Origin of the sequence: Chlorobium sp. N1 (genome assembly GCF_004332115.1) — a bacterium.
Classification (GTDB): domain Bacteria; phylum Bacteroidota; class Chlorobiia; order Chlorobiales; family Chlorobiaceae; genus Chlorobium.
Map to the genome: position 1 here is coordinate 22,833 of NZ_SJPA01000008.1, position 18,905 is coordinate 41,737.

Annotated in this window: 16 protein-coding genes; 12 read left to right on the forward strand and 4 right to left on the reverse strand. The window is 59.9% G+C overall.

Annotation, left to right across the window (positions count from 1 at the left end; genetic code table 11):
• Nucleotides 1-20 precede the first annotated feature (20 nt).
• The 9 genes from E0L29_RS09395 (at nucleotide 21) to E0L29_RS09435 (ending at nucleotide 10,645) form a co-directional block, all read left to right on the forward strand.
• On the forward strand, nucleotides 21-488 hold the full coding sequence (locus tag E0L29_RS09395; protein WP_131358140.1) for a methylated-DNA--[protein]-cysteine S-methyltransferase: 468 nt from the start codon (nucleotides 21-23) through the stop codon (nucleotides 486-488).
• A 157-nt stretch (nucleotides 489-645) separates the two neighbouring features.
• Nucleotides 646-1,503 carry a helix-turn-helix domain-containing protein gene (locus E0L29_RS09400; RefSeq protein WP_242664355.1) on the forward strand — a complete coding sequence of 286 codons (858 nt, stop codon included), beginning with the start codon at nucleotides 646-648 and terminating at the stop codon, nucleotides 1,501-1,503.
• A 51-nt stretch (nucleotides 1,504-1,554) separates the two neighbouring features.
• On the forward strand, nucleotides 1,555-2,658 hold the full coding sequence (locus E0L29_RS09405) for an efflux RND transporter periplasmic adaptor subunit (protein WP_165498878.1): 1,104 nt from the start codon (nucleotides 1,555-1,557) through the stop codon (nucleotides 2,656-2,658).
• Nucleotides 2,659-2,682: 24 nt separating this feature from the next.
• On the forward strand, nucleotides 2,683-5,886 hold the full coding sequence (locus E0L29_RS09410) for an efflux RND transporter permease subunit (RefSeq protein ID WP_131358149.1): 3,204 nt from the start codon (nucleotides 2,683-2,685) through the stop codon (nucleotides 5,884-5,886).
• The gene (locus tag E0L29_RS09415; protein ID WP_242664356.1) at nucleotides 5,883-7,313 is read left to right on the forward strand and encodes an efflux transporter outer membrane subunit; all 1,431 of its coding nucleotides are present in this window, start codon (nucleotides 5,883-5,885) and stop codon (nucleotides 7,311-7,313) included. Before E0L29_RS09410 ends, E0L29_RS09415 begins: the two co-directional genes overlap by 4 nt.
• A 90-nt stretch (nucleotides 7,314-7,403) precedes the next feature.
• Nucleotides 7,404-8,204, forward strand: a complete 801-nt coding sequence (locus tag E0L29_RS09420; protein WP_131358152.1) for a ferredoxin--NADP reductase — start codon at nucleotides 7,404-7,406, stop codon at nucleotides 8,202-8,204.
• 138 nt (nucleotides 8,205-8,342) lie between these two features.
• Entirely contained in the window at nucleotides 8,343-8,573 is a 231-nt protein-coding gene (locus E0L29_RS09425) for a hypothetical protein (protein WP_131358155.1), read from the forward strand.
• A gap of 121 nt (nucleotides 8,574-8,694) precedes the next feature.
• Nucleotides 8,695-9,714 (forward strand): cytochrome-c peroxidase, encoded by a 1,020-nt coding sequence (locus tag E0L29_RS09430; protein WP_131358159.1) that lies wholly within the window; start codon nucleotides 8,695-8,697, stop codon nucleotides 9,712-9,714.
• Nucleotides 9,715-10,150: 436 nt separating this feature from the next.
• Nucleotides 10,151-10,645: a polymer-forming cytoskeletal protein gene (locus tag E0L29_RS09435; protein WP_131358162.1), complete on the forward strand. Its 495-nt coding sequence runs from the start codon at nucleotides 10,151-10,153 to the stop codon at nucleotides 10,643-10,645.
• 43 nt (nucleotides 10,646-10,688) lie between these two features.
• Here E0L29_RS09435 and E0L29_RS09440 read toward each other — a convergent pair whose 3' ends face one another.
• Nucleotides 10,689-11,315 carry a 2Fe-2S iron-sulfur cluster-binding protein gene (locus E0L29_RS09440; RefSeq protein WP_131358165.1) on the reverse strand — a complete coding sequence of 209 codons (627 nt, stop codon included), beginning with the start codon at nucleotides 11,313-11,315 and terminating at the stop codon, nucleotides 10,689-10,691.
• Nucleotides 11,316-11,476: 161 nt separating this feature from the next.
• Entirely contained in the window at nucleotides 11,477-12,697 is a 1,221-nt protein-coding gene (locus E0L29_RS09445) for an ATP-binding protein (protein ID WP_131358167.1), read from the reverse strand.
• A 225-nt stretch (nucleotides 12,698-12,922) separates the two neighbouring features.
• Between E0L29_RS09445 and E0L29_RS09450 the strand changes: the two genes are divergently transcribed.
• A complete protein-coding gene (locus E0L29_RS09450) occupies nucleotides 12,923-14,179 on the forward strand; it encodes a hypothetical protein (protein ID WP_131358170.1) in 1,257 nt (418 codons plus the stop codon).
• 59 nt (nucleotides 14,180-14,238) lie between these two features.
• Here the strand turns inward: E0L29_RS09450 and E0L29_RS09455 are convergent, their stop codons facing one another.
• Both E0L29_RS09455 and E0L29_RS09460 read right to left on the reverse strand, forming a co-directional pair.
• Nucleotides 14,239-14,733 carry a hypothetical protein gene (locus E0L29_RS09455; RefSeq protein ID WP_131358173.1) on the reverse strand — a complete coding sequence of 165 codons (495 nt, stop codon included), beginning with the start codon at nucleotides 14,731-14,733 and terminating at the stop codon, nucleotides 14,239-14,241.
• Nucleotides 14,734-14,804: 71 nt separating this feature from the next.
• Nucleotides 14,805-15,602: a hypothetical protein gene (locus E0L29_RS09460; protein ID WP_131358176.1), complete on the reverse strand. Its 798-nt coding sequence runs from the start codon at nucleotides 15,600-15,602 to the stop codon at nucleotides 14,805-14,807.
• A gap of 764 nt (nucleotides 15,603-16,366) precedes the next feature.
• Here E0L29_RS09460 and E0L29_RS09465 point away from each other — a divergent pair.
• The gene (locus E0L29_RS09465; protein ID WP_131358178.1) at nucleotides 16,367-16,771 is read left to right on the forward strand and encodes a hypothetical protein; all 405 of its coding nucleotides are present in this window, start codon (nucleotides 16,367-16,369) and stop codon (nucleotides 16,769-16,771) included.
• A 123-nt stretch (nucleotides 16,772-16,894) separates the two neighbouring features.
• Complete coding sequence (locus E0L29_RS11590; RefSeq protein ID WP_207387782.1) at nucleotides 16,895-18,748, forward strand: J domain-containing protein; 1,854 nt, start codon at nucleotides 16,895-16,897, stop codon at nucleotides 18,746-18,748.
• The last annotated feature ends 157 nt before the right edge of the window (nucleotides 18,749-18,905 follow it).

Consider the following 18,905-nt stretch of genomic DNA (forward strand, 5'->3'; position numbering starts at 1 on the left):
ACAGCGGGACAGCCTTCGCCATGCATCTCTTTTTCCGAAATCTCCCTATCGGCACCGTCGGCCTTCTCGAAGAGGACGGGCTGCTCCGCCGTCTCTTTTTCGAAGGGCAGCCGCGCTTTCCCGACGCCGTGCTTTCCATGACTCCGCTCCTTCGCCTCGCTTTCGAAGAGCTCGAGGCCTGCTTCCAGGGCGAGCTTGCGGCCTTCAGCGTTCCCCTCGCGCCGCCCGCCACTGCCTTCGACGGCGCGGTGCGCAGCGCACTGCTTGCGATTCCCCGTGGAGAAACCGCCACCTACGGCGTGCTTGCCCGGGCCATCGGGAAGCCGGGAGCAGCCCGGGCCGTCGGTTCGGCCTGCCGGCGCAACCCGCTGCCGCTTTTCATTCCATGCCACCGGGTCGTCCCCGCCTCGGGTATGCCGGGTGAATACAGCGGAGGGCGCGACCTTAAGGCGCGCCTGCTCCGGCTCGAGCGCTATGCGGGATGCTGATGCTGCTTGAAACGGAGCGCCCGTTGACTACGCCAGTATTCGCGGTGGGGTTCAAAATGTGCAAATCTTGCCGCAGATTGTCTAAGACTTTTGAGGCGCCGGGGTTGTATGTTTACCCCATGCCGTTGCATGCAATCCGCAAATCCCCAGATGCCTGTTGAAACCAGATCATGACATCCCGGTCAGCCGGCTGGAGAACAGCTTTTTCGAGATCGTCCGCCTCGACGACCTCGACCCTTCGATGAAGCGCCCGAACCACCGTCACGACTTTTTCGAGATCCTCTGGTTCACTTCGAGCGGGGAGTCGCCGCATTTCATCGATTTCGAGCCCTATCCGGCCGAAGCCGGCCTGCTCTACCTGCTCGCTCCCGGCCAGGTGCATGCGTATGAGGGGCTTGCCGGCAGCGGCTATGCCATCGTGTTCACCTTTGAGCTCTTCAGCAGCATACAGAACCCTCGGCTCCGGCTTATGTTCAACCCGTTCATGAATCGTGGCATTCCTTCCGGAGCCCTTGAGGCGGCCGTCCTCCGCCAGCTTGCCGAACTGATGGTGCAGGAGTCCGGAGGGAGAAAAGACTTTTTCATTATTCTATCGTATCTTGAAGCGTTTCTGCGACATATCGCACGCATGCCGAGCGAGGCATCGTTCGTTCTGACGAAAGCGGGTGAGCGCATGGGCAAGCTGTTCGAACTCATCGAGGGCGGTTTCCGTACCGAGCGGCGTTCCGGTTTCTACGCATCGGCGCTCGGCATCACCCCGAAACGGCTCAATGAGATCCTTAACGAGCGATTCGGCCTCACCCTCACCAGGATTCTCCACCGCCGGCTGATCCTCGAGGCGAAACGGGAGGTGGCTTACGGGCGCAAGAGTTTCAAGCAGATCGCCTTCGAGCTCGGCTTCAGCGACCAGGCCTATTTCAGTCGCTTCTTCAAGATGCGCACCGGCATGATGCCGGCTGATTTCAGGCGCAGGATGACCCGTTTTCCCGGAAGTGCCGTCGGGCTTGAGCAGTGAGGCCGTGAGGGCTGAAGCGCAATGTAAATCAAATACTGGCTGAACACCACCATGAGATTCCTTTCCAAGAGCCCCCTGGCTCCCGTGATCCTTTCAGTCGCGCTGCTTTGTTCCGGCTGCACCGAGAACCCCTCCGGCCCCGCCGTCCCGGAACTGCCGGTCCTTACCCTCAAGCGCTCCGACGCCACGGTGGAGCGTTCCTACGCTACCGTGCTCGAAGGTCGGGTGAACGTCGAGATCCGACCGAGGGTCGACGGGACCCTCGAGAAGATTTTCGTCGACGAGGGGGCCTTCGTCAAGGCGGGCCAGCCGCTCTTCGCCCTCGACGACCGAAGCTACCGGCAGGTCTTCAACGCGGCTGCAGCAGCGCGCGACGCCGCCAGGATCGACGTGGACCGGCTGGTTCCGCTGGTCGAGAACAAGGTTGTCTCCGAGGTCCAGCTCGCAGCCGCACGCGCCCGGTTGAGGGCCGCAGAGGCTTCTGCGGAGGCGGCCCGCGTCGATCTCGGCTATACCGTCCTCAAAGCTCCGGTCAGCGGCTACGTCGGGACCATCCCCTACCGGATCGGCAGCCTGGTCTCGAAGAACCAGGCAGAGCGGCTCACCACACTGAGCGACGTCAGCCGCATCCATGCCTATTTCAGCATGAGCGAGTCGGACTTCCTTCGCTTCCGTAACACCTATCCCGGCAAGAGTATCGAGGAGAAGCTCCGCTCGGTTCCTCCGGTAGAGCTGCGGCTTTCCGACGGCAGCGGATTTTCCGAAACGGGGCGGCTCGAGACCGTCAGCGGCATGTTCGATTCCGAAACCGGTGCCATCAGGCTCAGGGCCTCGTTCCCGAACCCCCGGGGCATGCTCCGCTCTGGCAACACGGGCAGGGTGGTGCTGCCTTCCCGGTACCATGACGTGATCCTCGTGCCGCAGGCAGCCACCGTCGAGCTGCAGGACAAGATCCTTCTGGCGTTCATCGACGGTGAAGGCAGGCTCAAGCGCCGTCCGATCGAGGTGGCCGCCAGAAGCGGGACCGACTACGTGGTGACCTCCGGGCTGCAGGAGGGGGAGCGGATCGTGACGGCCGGTTTCGGGCGCCTGCCGGACGGAACGCCCGTCAAGCCAGTGGGCCCGGCTCCCGCGGACGGCAAGGAGAATCAGTAACGATGGCCGCAAAGGGATCCTCTCATGTTTGAACGTTTCATTACGCGCCCGGTTCTGGCGACCGTCATCTCGGTGATCCTTGTGATCCTCGGTCTTGTCGGCATGCTCCAGCTCTCTGTGACGCGCTTTCCCGACATCGCCCCTCCGAGCGTGACCGTCACGGCCAGCTACCCCGGCGCAAGCGCAGAAACCATCGGCCGTTCGGTCGCCCCTCCCCTCGAAGAGGCAATCAACGGCGTCGAGAACATGACCTACATGACCTCGACCTCGGCCAACGACGGTTCGCTCTCGATCAACGTCTTCTTCAAGCAGGGGACCGACGCCGACCAGGCCGCCGTGAACGTGCAGAACCGGGTGGCGCAGGCGACCAGCCGCCTTCCGGCGGAGGTCAACGAGATCGGCGTCTCGACCCTCAAGCGCCAGAACAGCCAGATCATGCTGGTCAACCTCTCCAGCGCCAGTCCCGAGTACGACCAGACCTTCCTGCAGAACTATGCGAAGATCAACATCGTCGACGACCTGGCTCGCGTACCCGGCGTCGGACAGGTGTCGGTGTACGGCAACATGGACTACTCGATGCGGCTCTGGCTGCGTCCCGAGAAGATGGCCGCCTACCGTGTCAGTCCCCAGGAGGTGCTCGCGGCCATCAGGAACCAGAACCTCGAGGCAGCTCCCGGCTCGTTCGGTGAGCAGGGCGGACTGGCGATGCAGTACACCATGAAATACCCGGGCAAGTTCGCCTATCCGGACCAGTACGGGAGCATCGTCATCAGGGCCAATCCCGACGGAACATTTCTCAGGCTCCGGGACATCGCCCGCATCGAGTTCGGCGCATACAGCTACAAGGTGCGGGTCAAGGCCAACGGGGAGGCCGGCATCGTGCTTGCCGTCTACCAGGCGCCGGGTTCCAACGCAAACGAGGTCGAAACCCGGCTGCGGGAGGTGCTGAAAAAGGCCGAGCCTTCGCTTCCCGCCGGCCTTTCGATCTCCATTCCCTTCAGCTCCAAGAAGGTGGTCGACGAGTCGATCCGGCAGGTGCAGCATACCCTCGTCGAGGCCTTCCTCCTGGTCTTCCTCGTGGTCTTCCTCTTCCTCCAGGACTTCCGCTCGACCCTCATTCCCGCCATCGCCGTGCCGGTCGCCATCCTCGGCACGTTCTTCTTCATGAACCTTTTCGGCTTCTCCATCAACGTGCTGACCCTGTTCGGCCTGGTACTCGCCATCGGCATCGTCGTCGACGACGCCATCGTGGTGGTCGAGGCGGTGCATGCCAAGATGGAAGAGACGCGCTGGCCCTCGACGGCGGCTACGGTATCGGCCATGCGCGAGATCACCACGGCCATCGTCACCATCACGCTCGTCATGGCTTCGGTCTTCCTCCCGGTCGGATTCCTTGAGGGTTCGACCGGTGTGTTCTACCGCCAGTTCGCTTTCACGCTCGCCATCGCCATCCTGATCTCGGCGCTCAACGCGCTGACCCTCAGCCCGGCACTCTGCGCCCTCTTCCTCGGCGACCTGCACCGTGAGGGCTCCGGAAGCGGTGCACACCGGCACGGCGACTTCGGCCGGCGGTTCTTCACCGGTTTCAACAGCGGGTTCAACGCCCTTCGCCGGCGCTACCTCGGCGTGCTCCTCTTCCTGCTCCGCCGCAAAGTCCTCGCCATCTCCGGTCTCGTCCTCGTCACCCTGGTCTCGCTCTGGATGTTCAGGACCACTCCGACCGGCTTCATTCCCGATGAGGACAACGGGTTCGTGATCGTTTCCCTCACCATGCCGCCCGGTGCTTCGCTTGAGCGCACCGAGGAGGTCATGGACCGGGCGGCAGGGATGCTCCGGCCCATGGCGGCCGTCGAGCGGGTCATTTCGGTGGCCGGCATCAATATCCTCTCCCGAAGCTCGTCGCCCTCTTCGGGCCTCATCTTCATGCAGCTCCGGGATCTCCACGACCGCGGTCCGAAGGGCGACATCAAGAGCGTGGTGGGCAGCATTTCCGGCACCCTCTCCACCATCAGGGAGGGTTCGTTCTTCGCCCTTTCCATGCCGACCGTTCCGGGATTCAGCACGGTCGGCGGCCTGGAGTTCGTTCTCCAGGACCGGAGCGGCGGGAGCCTGCAGACGTTCAGCGGCGTTTCCGAGCAGTTCATCGGCGCTCTGATGGAGCGCCCTGAGATCGCCTTCGCCTTCACCACCTTCAACGCATCCTACCCGCAGTACTCGGTCGAGGTCGATGCCGAGCGGGCCAAGCGGGCGGGTGTCGAGGTCCGTGACCTTCTTGCCGTCATGCAGGCCTACTACGGCAGCATGCAGGCTTCCGATTTCAACCGCTTCGGCAAGTACTTCCGGGTCGTGATGCAGGCCGAGCCCGAAGCCCGGCAGGATCCCGGGTCCCTCAACGGCATCTTCGTCAAGAGCGGTTCCGGCAGCATGATTCCTATCAGCTCACTCATCAGGCTGAAGCGCGTCTACGGCCCTGAATCGGTCGATCATTTCAATCTCTTCAACGCGATTCCCGTCAATGCGGTCGTGGCGCCTGGCTTCAGCACCGGTCAGGCCATCAGGGCCGTCGAAGAGGTCTCCGGGACGATGCTTCCGACCGGGTTCACCTACGACTGGAAGGGGCAGAGCCGCGAGGAGCTCGAGTCGAGCGGCGGGCAGATGGCTATTTTCCTTCTCTCGGTCATCTTCGTCTACTTCCTGCTTTCCGCCCTCTATGAGAGCTACCTTCTGCCGCTGGCCGTCATGCTCTCCATCCCTACCGGCCTCTTCGGCGTCTTCATCGGCATCAGGGCGGCCGGCATCGAAAACAACATCTACGTGCAGGTGGCCATCATCATGCTCATCGGCCTGCTTGCCAAGAACGCCATCCTGATCGTTGAGTTCGCCATGCAGCGCAGGATCTCGGGCATGTCGCTCGGTAAGGCGGCCATCCAGGGCGCAAGGGCCCGTCTCCGTCCGATCCTGATGACCTCGCTGGCGTTCGTTGCCGGCCTGCTTCCGCTGCTGTTCGTCACCGGCCCCTCCGCGGCCGGCAACCACTCCATCGGAGCGGCTGCGATCGGAGGCATGTTCATCGGCATGGTGCTCGGCATCCTGGTCGTCCCCGTCCTCTTCGTGCTCTTCCAGCATCTGCAGGAACGCCTGACGGGGCCTGCAGCCGTCATCGTGGAGGCCGGCGACCAGCTTGCGGCGGTTCAGGCGGAAACACAGAATAAGGAGGACGCAGCGTGAAACGAACCGTACAGCTGTTCACGGCCCGCCGCCCGGGGGTCTTCGTGCTGCTTGCTCTCATGCTTCTGGGCGGATGCAGCGCCAGCGGCTCCTTCCACCGCCCGGAGGTCGCAATGCCCGGCGCTTTCCGGGGTTCCGTCGGCTCCGTCTCGCCGTCGGATTCCTCCATCGCACGGCTGCCCTACACCCGATTCTTCAGGGATTCGACGCTTGTGGCCCTCATCGACAGCGCCGTCGGCGGCAACCTTGACCTGCAGACGGCGCTTGCCAATATCGACTATGCGCGCCAGAGCCTGCATGTGGCGCGGCTCGGACTGCTGCCCGAAGCGAGCCTCGGTGCTTCGGCCTCTTCCTCGAGGCCGTCCGATAACGGGCTTTCGGCCGTGACGGCGGGCGACAAGACCCAGGAATCCTTCAGGGCGTCCGCTACGGCATCCTGGGAGCTCGACGTGTGGGGGAAGATCCGCAGCCGCAGGAAATCGGCCCTGGCGGCCTACCTGAAAACCGCGGAAGCCGCCCGAGCCGTGCGGACGCGCCTCGTCGCCGACGTTGCCGACAACTACTACGCGCTGCTGCTTGCCGACCGGCAGCTCGAAACGGCCCGCAGGAACCTCGCCCTCGCCGACACCACGCTCTCGATGATGCGGCTGCAGTATGCCGCCGGGCAGCTCACTTCGCTGGCTGTCCAACAGCAGGATGCCGCACGCCAGGCCGTGAGGCTGAGCGTGCCCCGGTTCGAACGGGAGGTTTCGGTTCGCGAAAACGCCCTATCCGTTCTCTGCGGCCGGATGCCCGGCCCCATCCCCCGCGGTCGGCCGCTCTTCGGGACTCCGATCACCGACGACCTGCCCTCCGGCGTTCCGGCCTCTCTTCTCGAGAACAGGCCTGATGTGAAACAGGCTGAAATGGCGCTTCGCGAGGCCTATCTGGACGTCGGTACGGCGCGCAGCTCGCTCTACCCATCCTTCACCCTTACCGCCGAAGGGGGAGTGGATGCCCTCAGGGCCTCCGACTGGTTCACGACGCCCGGTTCCCTTTTCGGCGTCGTCGGCGCCGGCGTGGTGCAGCCGCTTTTCCAGCAGGGCAGGCTGCAGGCTGCCCTGCGCAAGGCCAAGATCCGCAACCGCCAGGCGGAGTTCATGTTCCGCCAGTCGGTGATCAAGGCTGTCGGCGAGGTCTCCGACGCGCAGGTCGCCCTTCGGAAGCTTCAGGAGCAGGAAGCGCTCGCTTCCCGTCGCGCCAGCACTTTGCGCTCGGCCGTCCGCAACTCCTCCATGCTGTTCCGGAGTGGTCTTGCGACCTATCTCGAGGTGATGCAGGCCGAGAGAAGCTCCCTCGAGGCCGAGCTCGAGCTTGCCTCCATTCGCCGGGAGCACCTCTCGGCCATGGCGGAACTCTATCGCGCGCTCGGCGGCGGATGGCGCTGAGGGTTTTGGGAGCTGAACCATTATTGTGGTTTCTGCGTTCTCCGTTCTAAAGGCCGCTTCGGTGCGGCAGACAACCATAAGGGGGTGAGGATGCATCACTTGGAATACAATGCCACCGTCAGGGGAACGGTACTGGTGAGCGCAGACAGCATGGTGCTTTCCATCGAAGCCGACCAGCCCAGGCGCGGGTTCGATTCGGGGCAGTACGTCCTGCTCGGCCTCTACGGCTCTGAGCCCCGTTCCCTGAACTCCCTGCCGGACAGCCGCCCGCTCGGAACCCGGACGCTCATCCAGCGCCCGTATGCCATCGCGTCCCATTCCGCTGAAACATCCCGGTTCGAGTTCTTCATCACGCAGGTCCGCTCCGGAGAGCTCACGCCGCGGCTCTTCGCCCTCGAGCCCGGCGCCCGTCTTCATCTCGGCGAGGAGATCCGCGGATCCTTCCTCCTCAACGAGACCCCGGACGGCAGCGACATCATCATGATCGCGACCGGAACAGGCATAGCTCCCTACATCAGCTTTCTTCGCACCCATATCGCCGACAGGCCGGAAAGCAAGATGGTCGTCATCCAGGGAGCGTCCCATGAGGAGGACCTCGGCTACTCTTCGGAACTGCGTTTCCTCGAGAAGCGCTATCCCAACTTCTTTTACGTCCCCACCCTCACCGATCCGGATGAACAATGGCAGGGCCGGCGGGTTCGGGTTGAGGACCTCCTGCAGGGAGAGTTGCTCCAGAACGAATTCAACATCACTCCGGATCCCGAGTGGACGCATTTCTTCATCTCCGGCAACCCCGTTATGGTGCGCACCGTCTCGGGGTGGCTGGAGGCGTTCGGATACAGCCGCCACCATCCGGACCGCCAGGGGGAGTACTACATCGAAGAGTACTAGCCCTCCCTGGCTTTCACGTGTTGCCGGACGCTTCATTCTTCGCGATCCGTCTTGTTTCTCTTCGTCGCGTTCTTTTTTCCTACAGCGGTGCAGTATCAGCCGGTTTTCAGAAACGTCAACCAACCGAGATACCCTATCATGTTGAAAGAAGTCGCAGGAGCAGCCGGAGGAGCTCTCCTTTTTTCGCCGCTCGGGATGCCCTTCGTCCTGCACGGGGTCGCAGGCCTCCTGGTCGGCGGTGCCGGACTCTATGTCGCCGATTCCATGCTCAAGCAGATCATGGACGCCTCGCAGAAGCCGTCCGCTCCGGCGGATGCCGCAGGTGCGGTCCGTGAGCAGCTGCGGACGCCGGAGGCGGAAGGCGAGTAGGCGTGCTCCCCGGCCTTCGGCTTGCCGGGGTTGAAAAAGCCCGTGCGTATGCGGTAATTATTACTGAATAGGTTATATTCCTGTTTGGACCCATTACCGCACAACCCTGACGAATTTTCCAGTGAAAGCATCTTCCCTGTTCCTCGCGGCCTCTGCCTCCCTCGCCGTCGCCGCCTGCAGCCCGGCCGAGAAGTCCCCGCAGCCTCAGGCACTGCGCAATGAGCCGGTCACGCCGGTTCCGCCGGCACAGGCCGGGGATCCGAAACTTGTCGAGCTTGGCAAGAAGCTCTATTTCGATCCGCGGCTTTCGAAGTCCGGGTTCATCTCCTGCAACTCATGCCACAATCTCAGCATGGGCGGCAGCGACAATCTGAAGAGCTCCATCGGGCACAACTGGACGAAAGGGCCGATCAATTCACCGACCGTGCTCAATTCCAGCATGAACCTGGCGCAGTTCTGGGACGGACGGGCCAGGGATCTCCAGGAACAGGCCGGCGGGCCGATCGCCAACCCCGGAGAGATGGCCTTCACCCACAAACTGGCCGTCGAGCTGCTCAGCTCCATTCCGGACTACGTCGAGGAGTTCAGGGTGGTGTTCGGCAGCTCCGAGATCGATATCGACCGCATCACCAAAGCCATCGCAGCGTTCGAGGAGACCCTCGTCACCCCCGGGTCCCGTTTCGACCTCTGGCTCAAGGGCGACGAGCGTGCGCTGAGTCCCGAAGAGCTCGAAGGCTACGAGATCTTCAAGTCCAGCGGCTGCACGGCCTGCCACAACGGACCGCTGCTCGGCGGCAACTCCTATCAGAAGATGGGCATCGTCGAGCCCTATTCGGCAAAAAGTCCGGTGGAGGGACGCTCGGCCGTTACGGGAAAGGATGCCGACCGCTTCAGTTTCAAGGTGCCGACCTTGCGCAACGTCGAGCTGACCTATCCCTACTTCCACGACGGCGAGGCCGAAACCCTCTCTGAGGCGGTAGAGGTCATGGGGCGCATCCAGCTCGGCAAGACCTACAGCGAAAGCGACAACCGAAAGATCGTCGCCTTCCTGAAGACCCTGACCGGCAAGCAGCCGGAGATCGTCCTTCCGCTCCTTCCCCCTTCCTCCGACAGCACGCCCCGGCCGACGCCGTTCGAATAACTGCTCATGGCCCGGGAGCGGTCCGGAACGCCTCCTGTTCCGGATCCCTCCGGGCCTGTTTCCTTCCTCTCGATACCGCCCCGCCTCGCGGCTTCCCGCCGGCAATCTTTCGCGCTGCACCGTGTCGACGCAGCTGCTGCGTTATGGAACCCCTGTGTGTCAGAATGGTGCTGGAGTTGCGGGATGGTGTCGCATTCTCTCCGGCGCAGCCCGCCGGGTCGTTTCTGGTACGGGAATTGCAGAATGGGTTATGCGGGCCCCGAACGCACTGCGGGAGCCCGGTGCCGTTGCCCTGATGCCCTGGATGCCGCGGGTGGGGGAGCGGTTTCCTTTCCATCTCTAAACGGACACGCCGGTGCTGAACAATTTCTTTTCACCCAACCGCAGACCTCCGGAAAACGCGCCGCCCGGGTCGGGAGGAGATGGCTGTTCGGGGATGGACGACGATCTCGACTTTGACATTCCCTCCGTCGAGGATCTCCAGAAGGAGGAGTATGCCTCGGATATTCACCGCAACGACAATGACGCATCAATGAACATTCTGGCACAGGGTGCCGTCCTGAAAGGAAACATCAACGTGGACGGCGAACTGAAAATCTACGGCAAGGTGATCGGGGACATCATTTCCTCGTCGGGCGTCTTCATCGGGGAGACCGGGGTGGTCGAGGGCAATGTCAAGTCGGCGGGCATGGAGGTTTCCGGCACGTTCAGGGGCAATGCCGAGGTCTCGGGGGAGTTTCTCGTCTCGTCGACCGGCAGGATATTCGGCGACCTGGTCATCGGTACCCTGAACGTCAACGCCGGAGCCATGATGCGGGGGAAGATACTGATGAACATCCCGGAGCCGGTCGTGCCGGAGATGGTGCCGGTCGACTTCGAGCCGGCCGAAGACGCCATCCCCGAGCATAACGGGCATGCGGCCCGTTCATGAGCCGCATGCGTGTAGGTCCGATGTGAGGGCGCGAGAGCTGCCGTCAGCTCTTTTTCGCCTTTACGGGGACGGCGATGAGCTTTTCGCCAGTCTCGGCGGCCGGTGCGGGGAAGGGGAGGCTCAGCGGAAGGCTGCCTGCGAGCCTGCCGATCTGCTCTCCGAGACCGAACGGGATGCTTTCGGGGAGCTGCCTGGCGGCCAGGCCCAGTGCGCCCTTCAGGCTCTTCAGGAGTTCGCCCATCGGATCCTCGCTTTTCAGCTCTCCGTTCATGATCCTCCCGGCAAGGTTCACGACGCCCGGCACGATTCTCTCCGCGGTGTCCATGCCCATCTCGGCCCCGTAGGCGAAGAGCCCGGCGGGGTTGGAAAAGAGCATGGTGCGCACGGTTTCGGGCCGTGAACGCATGACGACCGTTCCCTCCTTCTCCAGTGTCGCCTGGCAGGCCATCCTGCCGCCTTCTGCGATCTGGCGCTCGGAAAGGAACGCCTTTTCGACGTCGCTGAGCGGCGAGAGGCACTCTGCCCCTTTCTCTACGGTCACGTAGCAGGTCTGGCAGACCCCGTTGCCGGCGCAGACGTAGCCGACGTGGCTGTGGTTCTCCTGTGCGACGTGGATGAGCTTGTCTCCGACGGCGGCCGTGGCGGATTTTTCGTTGATGGTGATGGTCATGGCGGTCTGGGTGTTTGGCTGATGTTCGTTGTAGGGTTCGGGTTCCTGATCCGTTTACGACAGAGGGATTCCGGTGCAAGTTCTTCGGGGCAAATATAGGGCTTTTCCCCTTACACTCTGCATTCGGGGCTTCGTGGGTTCCTGTTGTGTTGAATTGCAGTCTACAGCATCCCTACGGGAACGGCGTCGATTTCCGGGGAGATAGGCGTGTTCAGGGGGGCAAGCGAGATGAGGCATCCGTGCCCGATCGGTTGCTTAATTGCTTTGAGTGCACGGAAGTGGCGTACGGCCTCTTTCCCCGGATTTGCCGATTTTTTGATCTCAATGGGGTGCAGTGTGCCGTCCTGATGGACCAGGAGATCCACCTCGTTGCCGTCCTTGTCTCGGTAGTAGTAGAGCGGGGCATGCTTGCCGTTGTGCCACCAGCTTTTGAGGACTTCGGAGACGACCCAGGTTTCCATGAAGGCTCCCGACATGGCTCCTGATTCGAGCGTGGCGGGGGACGACCATGCCGTCAGCCAGGCTGCAAGCCCGGTATCGAGAAAGTAAAGCTTCGGGGTTTTTATCACCCGCTTGTTGAAATTCGAATGCCATGATTCCAGAGTGTATACGATTCCGGAGTTTTCGAGGATCGACAGCCACCGCTTTCCCGTCGTATGGTTGATGTCGCTGCTTCGGCAAAGATCCTGAATATTGAGCATCTGGCCTGTTCGAGCGGCGCAGGCTCGGAGAAACCTCAGGAATGCGCTTTCGTCCCCGACATTCGCCAGATCCCGCACATCACGCTGCAGATAGGTCTGCACATACGAACTGTAGAACAGGTCATGGTCAACGGGGGTCGCCTGATGGAGTGCCGGGAAGGAGCCGGTCCAGATTTTCCTGTAGAGCTCGTTTAGGAGCAGCGGCCGAACGCCGGTGCGTTGCTTGATGCGTTCCGGCGTGGGAATGAACGGATCTGCAGTCGGATCGCCTTGTAGTTCCCGCTCGGAAAATCCGAGCAGTTTGACTACTCCGACGCGGCCGGCAAGAGACTCCGTAACTCCTTTCATTAGGTGGAACTGCTGCGATCCCGTCAGCCAGAAGCTGCCGGGCCTCTTTTCGCTGTCGACGGCGATCTTGATGAAGGGGAGAAGCTCCGGGGCATACTGGATTTCATCAATGAGGACCGGGGGCTGAAAGCGCTGCAGGAATAGTGCCGGATCCTCTCTTGCAAGGGCTCTGAGCGTCGGATCGTCCAGCGTGGCATAAGCTCGATCTTCTTCGGCAATGTGGCGGAGGAATGTGGTTTTTCCGGTTTGACGAGGTCCGGTCAAGAGCATCACCGGAAACTGGCGGCTTGCCTGCTGGAAAAATCGCTCGAGTGTTCTTTTTTGATAGATCATTCTCGACTTATTTTATGGTTGACTATAAAATAAGTCGAAAACCTTGTTCTCCGCAAAAAACATTGCTCTTTGCTGAACCAAAGAGGCTCCTCGCTATGAGGAGGCACAAACTTTATCATATGGGTCACGAAGCATCCGCTCTATGAGGAGTTTCATCCGGAGTGGGAGTACTACCGCCAGAGCAACCAGGGCGGCAAGGCGTATCGGGAGGCGGAGCTGCTCTACATGTACGGGTTCGAGCGGGAGCCGGACGGGGCCGACATGTACGGAGACCGGCTGGACCAGACGCCGCTCGACAACCACTGCGAGAGCGCCCTGCACACCTATTCGTCCTTCCTCTGGAAAAAGCGCCCGCAGCGAGACCTCGGCCCCATGGCCGACGATCCGGAAACCCTCGCCATGCTCCGCGATGCGGACATGGAAGGGAGGCCGCTCGACGAGTTCATGCGGCGGGTGCAGATCGAAGCGGGCATCTACGGGCACAGCTGGATCGTCATCGACAAGGCACCGGGAGCATACCGGACGCTTGCCGAAGAGCGGGCCGCCGGGGTGCGGCCGTACCTGGTGCATTACGCGCCGCCGAGCGTCCTCGATTGGGAGATCAGGCGCAACGCGTCGGGGGCCCTGGAGACGACCTACCTCAAGGTGCTCGAGGAAGAACAGCTGGGGGAGGGTGAGGTGGTGAGCACCGTCCGGATCTGGACGAAGGAGCGCATGCAGGTGTACCGCTCGGCGAACGGATCCTCGGAAGCGGAAACGGTGATCGATAAAAAGAACCCGCTCGGCATCGTGCCGGCCGTGTGCCATTACGGACGCGGACAGGTGCACCGCGGCGTCGGGGCGAGTGAGATCCGGGACGTGGCCCGGCTGCAGCAGAGCATCTACAACGACCTCTCGGAGCTGGCCCAAACCATCCGCAACACCAACCACGCCACGCTCGTCAAGAACGAGGGGGACGACGCCACCGGGGGCGCCGGCGGGGTGGTGATCATGGCCCGAGAGACGGAGTCGGGCAAGAAGCCCTATCTCCTGCAGCCGCAGATCTTCCAGCTGGACGGCCTCATCAAGAGCGTCGAGAAGAAGGAGGAGATGATCAACCGCATGACGCACCTGGCGCCGGTGCGCAGCGTCAAGGTCCAGGCGCAGAGCGGCGAGGCGATCAAGACGGAGTTCCAGCTGCTCAACGCGCTGCTTGCCGAGATGGCCTCGGGGCTGCAGATGACGGAGTACCGGCTGCTGAAGATCTTCTGCCTGTGGCTCGGGAAGGCGGCCGAGGGGGAGAAGATCATCATTAAGTACCCGGAGAAGTTCGAGCTGCGGGACCGGCAGCAGGACCTGAACCTCCTGAAGGAGGCGGGTGGGCTCACGGTCAACAGCCCGACGTTCCAGCGCGAATTGCAGAAGCTGATTGCAAGCATCACGCTGGAGGATGACGCGCAGCTGGAGGAAATTAATGGGGAGATCGAACAGCAGGATCCGTAGGCCGGAGCCCTTGGTGCGCAGTGATCGGGATAACGACGCAAGGGGGGGCCGGTGTTTTATCAATCAAACTCAAGCGATACGAATTGCCACCCATACTCTGATACTTGGCGCATCCTCCCGGTATAACTATTGCGTATCATCGCCCCGAATGAGTTTTGTGAATCGACGTATGAGTGAACAGTGTACTCCTGCCCTTCCCGAATAACGATTACATCAGTCCCGCCCATCCACGGAAATTTTGCTGTTGATGGAGCTTTCAATCTTCCGCGCACATGATCCTGAAGCATCACGTACGCCGTTGACGAATTATCCTTGCTTTGCCACCTGTTCCGACGGGCCTCATCGGCGGCGGCTCTGTCAATCTCTCGTTGCTTGGCCTCAATCCGGCTTTGCTCATCACGCAGCACTTGACCTTCATAGCCACCATTCGCGAAATACCATATCGTATATGAACCTAAAAACATGGCAATACTCACGCTAAAAATAATCACCTTGCCTTTAAGTGAATTCACCCAGGCTTCCATGTTCTTGAGTTTTTCTTCGACACTTTTCATTTGCTTCTCTCTCTCAGTTATCTTTTTTTTGTTAAGCTCGAAACAATCAAACCCCTTTTTGCTTCAGAATATTAATTACTGGCTTTTAAGTCGGGGACATCAACACCATGGCTCCTCAATTCAAGCGAAACGGATGATATTTCGCGCTTAAGCGCTTCATCACCAATAGCCTCAAGCTCTTCAGCACGAATCTTGCCAGTAGAAAAACATGTCGATGAATCTGGCAATACTCGCGCCAAAGCTATTGCTACAATCGCCAATTTTTTTACAGATTCCGACTTAATATTTTTGCCGCTTAAATACGCAATGACTTGAGACTTGGTTTCAGCGACTTTTTTTGCGGCATAATCATCCGCGAAAGAACATTCTTCGAACATTGGGGTGCCAACAATTGCGCCTCCTGCGACACAAACAAAACTGGCCCTTTCACCCTTCTCAAGAGAAGCTATTCTGGATATGTTATTCTTCTTCTCAAAATGAATCTGTGGCCCTAAGAGTTGATTACTCGCCCGTAGTACGACATAGGGCTTATTCCCCAGCCCACTATTAACACTTAAAACACGTCCTGTCACCAAGAGAGATTTCTTAAAATATTTCTGATCTGCGGAAACTTCATTCTTATCATATTCTGCAGACACTTCACTTGCTAATACGGGAAGTATGCCATCAAAAAGCATTGTATCCCCATCCTCCAAAAAAGCATCTGATTCATTTTTTAATACAGCATCTATTACAGCCTGCTCTCGTGATTGGAGAGGGTAGCCATTTTTGGATGGAATATTACTTTTACCGCCCCCACATGCAACGACACAAAAAACAACAAAAAGTAATACAGCCGTCATTCTGACCACTCTTGTATCTTTATTCATTTTCGCCTCTGGTTATTGATTAATAAAATCTTGGCTCTGCGTGTGGATATGTCTGGCAGGTGTTCTCTACCTCCGAACTCCTTGATGACAAACCCTCACGTAAGAGCGTACTGATGGCTGACTACTTCCCTAATGACGCTCCTTTTCCTAACTCAATCATTGGCGCGCTCTCTGCCATCACTGCATAGCTTGAGGAGGGGGGCATAGCGCACTGAAAATCTGGACTAGGCGTTCCGGGTGGTTTTGAATGGGTGCTGACTGAGCTATAAAGTAATTTATCGTTTTCCCATTAAATTTACACTATTAAATAGAGAGATTAAGGCAGGGTATAGGACAATGGCGGTCTTACGCCACCGCCCGCGGTGCAGCATTTTTTATCGGGGTCGCAATAGATTTCCAGTCCGAACAGTGTTGTGGTAAAAGGCTATTCTACTCCCGTCTTCACGCTGGCAGACGCCGCGCAGCTGGAGGAGATCAACGGGGAGATCGAGAGGGGGGGGGGGCGCTTCTTTGCGTTACGGGGGAAAGTGCGTTGGCAACTCAATTGATTTGAAGGAACAGATGCACCAAGGCCTTGCTGACGGCATTATTTCCGAGAGAAAAAAAACATTGGGCGTGCGGTAGGAAATTTGTAAAATATTCTGGTCAACAACTGAAACAACCGGAAGCGGGCTGTAGTGTATTGAAAACCTGTTTCGCGACATCATCCAAAAATCGCGCAACTAGAACATTGTTAGGTGGCGCAACCAGAACTGGAGGGACGCATGGGATTCTTCAAGCCAACCCCGGAAGAGCAGGCTGAGAAGGCTAGGAAAAAACAAGAGGATGAGAAGCGTCGCGCAGAGGCTGCGTTTGCGGCCTCCCCGGCGGGCCAGGCCCGAGAAGCTATGGCTGCTGGTATGAAAGTTTTTCAGATTGATGTCCCTCTCAGTAAAACCAAGGGCCAAACCGTAGCAATGATCGGCGCGTATGCCCACTCCTCACAGACGTTGAACTACGCCACCGTTATCCAGTCGATTGAGGATGAGGGGTGGCGTCTGGAGCATGCTGGTTACGTGTATCGGGTCACCGGTAGCGAAAGCCGAGACAAGTTCATGGCGAGCGGACAACAAGAGGCTGTAAGCGGTGAGATCGTTGGTATCTACATCTTTCGCGCAAGTGACACCTAACCCATCATTCCACCGGACCGCCTCCGGCTGCCGGTGAATTCAATCGTTAGCTCAACGGCATGTCAGACACCTTCCATGTATTGGCATTGATGGGAGCGAGGAATGAGTAGATGGAGATAATGGATGCGTAGCTTCCTCTCGAAACTGTTCGGAAAGGCAAAGATGACAGCGCCCCAGGAATCCGCTGGACTGGAGATCCTCGCCTCCGATTCCAAGAGAACATCCGGCAGACGGGAGCCGCCTACCGAGCTCGACTGGTCGCAGGCAGAGTACATCCCCCTGCCGCCGTCCCCGCCGACTTGGGAGGTCGATGGGCGTGACGAATTCCACCGCGAGTACAATGACCCTGCGATTGGCCCGGTAATTCAGGCCGGATTTAAGAATCAACACACCAAGGTCGTCAAGCTCGCCGCTGACCTTTCCCCAGAGCAGCGGCAGGGACGAGTCGGAGATGTCATCGCCAAGGCCTACACCAAGCGCATTATTCAGCGGATGAAGTCTGGGCAGCTATCGGCTGCGGCGAAGCAAAGCGTCGAGATGTTCGAAATGGTACCCGATCATGTCCAGGACGTCGATCACCGGCGCTTCAACCGAATCCTTGCCCAGATGAACAAGGAGGGGAAAAAGCACGACTATACCCCCATCGATGCTGCCAGCCCGTCGTCACTGCCACTGTTCACAGTGTCGGATGCTGCTCCTTGGACGCTCGCTGGTGAGCGAAAGCTTCAGGGCGATGAGCGGCTCGAGCCCGCCTTCGACATTGCCGGCATCGATGTGGCGGGCACATGGCTACTCGACCGCTCTGGTTCCAGCGTGGGCCGGCTGGAGGTGAAGAGCGTGATTCGCCGAATCGACCGGTGTGGTCACCTCCTCGGCGAGAAGGCCTTGCGCCATGACGCCTATCGCACGGGGGCTGGAGCCGCTGGTTCCAGCATTGCAATCATGGACTCCAGCGGGGTTCTCCACGTCTACGACGCTGGGCTGAACGTCGTAGCCGAGACCTATCTGCGCGAGGACCCTCGCGTTGTAGACCATTTCCGGACCATCGACACGAACTACTGGGGGGAGTTCAAGTCCCAGGTGCGAGCCGTAGATGTTGCTCCCGAGGGAGACCAGTACCTCTTCACGCTTGCTGATGAGGCATGGTGTTGCACGATCTCTGGTCGTGCGGTGTGGGGTGTCGTGATGCCCCTTAAAGAAGGTTGGAAGCGTGTCGTAGGCCGTAGCGAGCGCTTCGGAGTAGGTCAAGAGGTTGAGGAGGCGCTTCGGCTTTTCGATCTGTCTCTGCCCGTCAATCCCGCAGAAATCAAGAGGAAGTACCGCGCATTGGCGTTTGCCAACCATCCTGACCGCAATCCCGGCAATGCGGCTGCTGCCGAAAAGATGAAGGCGCTGAACAAAGCTTTCGAGGTTTTGACCGGCGTCGATCCGAACACGCTCGGGTTCGAGGAATCCGATGTTACATATTTTGCCCGGTCGGCTCCTGACCACGTTATCGAGGCGGGGGGCCTCCGGCTGGAGGTTATGATAACCGGGGGGACGCCTCAAGATTGGGTCTACGCGGCCAGCTTCGCTGCCGCTAACCGTAGGGCCTACTTGGCAACCTACTCCGGTAAGGTAATCCTAGTCTCACGGGAGGGGCAGCCCGAGGTGGTGTACGACATCGGTACATGCCCGAGCGAGATCGTCGAGGTCGGCCGATATACATACTTCCTCACGCCCACCCGACTTTATGTCGTCGAAGACAAGGTGAAGCTGGCCGCCTTCCTTGACGTCTTTCAGCAGGGACGGCTGCTTGTCTCACAGACTGGGTTTGGGTTGCTCACGAGCAAACGATTCCAGTGGTTCACAGACGCCGGTGTGAAGGTCGGGGAGCTAACAGCGAGGGACCCGATTCGGGCGATTTACGCGGCTGATGGTTGTGCCGTCGTGCAGACCCGACAGCATCGAGTCGAAGTGCGGGGGCTCGCGATGTGAAGCGTCATCAGATCAAAGGCAGTGTGATTTGAGCTAACAAATAAATGCAGGCGAGCGCAAACAGCTGCGCCGCCTGATTTAAGCGTTCGGCGGCAAGAAGGCCAATGGTGGCGAGTTCGGTACCGGCCGGTAATGAAATTTGTATGATGATCCCTCA

Bases quoted from the DNA above. Each gene is read 5' to 3' on its own strand.
- E0L29_RS09395 (WP_131358140.1), top strand. From the start codon at position 21: ATGCATCTCTTTTTCCGAAATCTCCCTATCGGCACCGTCGGCCTTCTC.
- E0L29_RS09455 (WP_131358173.1), bottom strand. From the start codon at position 14,733: ATGAAAAGTGTCGAAGAAAAACTCAAGAACATGGAAGCCTGGGTGAAT.
- E0L29_RS09405 (WP_165498878.1), top strand. From the start codon at position 1,555: ATGAGATTCCTTTCCAAGAGCCCCCTGGCTCCCGTGATCCTTTCAGTC.
- E0L29_RS09410 (WP_131358149.1), top strand. From the start codon at position 2,683: ATGTTTGAACGTTTCATTACGCGCCCGGTTCTGGCGACCGTCATCTCG.
- E0L29_RS09450 (WP_131358170.1), top strand. From the start codon at position 12,923: ATGTACGGGTTCGAGCGGGAGCCGGACGGGGCCGACATGTACGGAGAC.
- E0L29_RS09435 (WP_131358162.1), top strand. From the start codon at position 10,151: ATGGACGACGATCTCGACTTTGACATTCCCTCCGTCGAGGATCTCCAG.
- E0L29_RS09460 (WP_131358176.1), bottom strand. From the start codon at position 15,602: ATGAATAAAGATACAAGAGTGGTCAGAATGACGGCTGTATTACTTTTT.
- E0L29_RS11590 (WP_207387782.1), top strand. From the start codon at position 16,895: ATGCGTAGCTTCCTCTCGAAACTGTTCGGAAAGGCAAAGATGACAGCG.
- E0L29_RS09425 (WP_131358155.1), top strand. From the start codon at position 8,343: ATGTTGAAAGAAGTCGCAGGAGCAGCCGGAGGAGCTCTCCTTTTTTCG.
- E0L29_RS09440 (WP_131358165.1), bottom strand. From the start codon at position 11,315: ATGACCATCACCATCAACGAAAAATCCGCCACGGCCGCCGTCGGAGAC.
- E0L29_RS09445 (WP_131358167.1), bottom strand. From the start codon at position 12,697: ATGATCTATCAAAAAAGAACACTCGAGCGATTTTTCCAGCAGGCAAGC.
- E0L29_RS09465 (WP_131358178.1), top strand. From the start codon at position 16,367: ATGGGATTCTTCAAGCCAACCCCGGAAGAGCAGGCTGAGAAGGCTAGG.
- E0L29_RS09420 (WP_131358152.1), top strand. From the start codon at position 7,404: ATGCATCACTTGGAATACAATGCCACCGTCAGGGGAACGGTACTGGTG.